Below are 632 nucleotides of genomic sequence, written 5' to 3'. Positions count from 1 at the left end.
ACCTGGCATATATTTGCCGCGCGGGTTGACGTCGTGACGCCAGTCGGCAGGGCTCATGCCACCATCAAGGGAAAGCCCAATCTTCACATCAATCGGTTTTTCACCTGTACCGTACAGAGTAATTCCACCCGGAGCGGCAGGGACATATACCGTTCCCTGATACTCACCAGGCATCACGGCAATATACTGGCGCTTGTTGGTACGCTTGATAATTGCCGCATCTACCGCCGCCTGAATCGTGGTATGCGTTACACCTTGAGTGCCCGCCGGGCCGACAACAAAGTCAGGTTGCGCAGGCAGGGTAATCGGGGAAGGATTCCACGCTGCAGCACCTGGTGTCAGGGATGCAAAATAGTGTTGAGCATCGAAATTCTGCGCTTCTTTTGCCGACAGAATCGGGCGAGAAGAGGTACCAGGCGCGGTTTGATCAGAAGGACGTTGATCGGGCGGGGTTGAGCTACAGGCGGTCAGCGTCACGCCAAAAGCCAATGCCAGCGCCAGACGGGAAACTGAAAATGTGTTCACAGGTTGCTCCGGGCTATGAAATAGAAAAATGAATCCGTTGAAGCCTGCTTTTTTATACTAACTTGAGCGAAACGGGAAGGTAAAAAGACAAAAAGTTGTTTTTAATA

1 protein-coding gene is annotated in these 632 nt (G+C 52.1%); it reads right to left on the bottom strand.

What is annotated here, in order from left to right; genetic code table 11:
* Positions 1–525: hypothetical protein (locus tag ACFFRH_RS44920; protein WP_512701149.1), on the bottom strand; the 525-nt coding region annotated here is incomplete at its 3' end.
* Between the last annotated feature and the right edge of the window lie 107 nt (positions 526–632).

It is taken from the genome of Streptosporangium vulgare, from assembly GCF_042428775.1.
Taxonomy (GTDB): domain Bacteria; phylum Actinomycetota; class Actinomycetes; order Streptosporangiales; family Streptosporangiaceae; genus Streptosporangium; species Streptosporangium vulgare.
The sequence above is the reverse complement of the archived record's forward strand: the minus strand, read 5'-3'. Positions and strand labels throughout refer to the sequence as shown.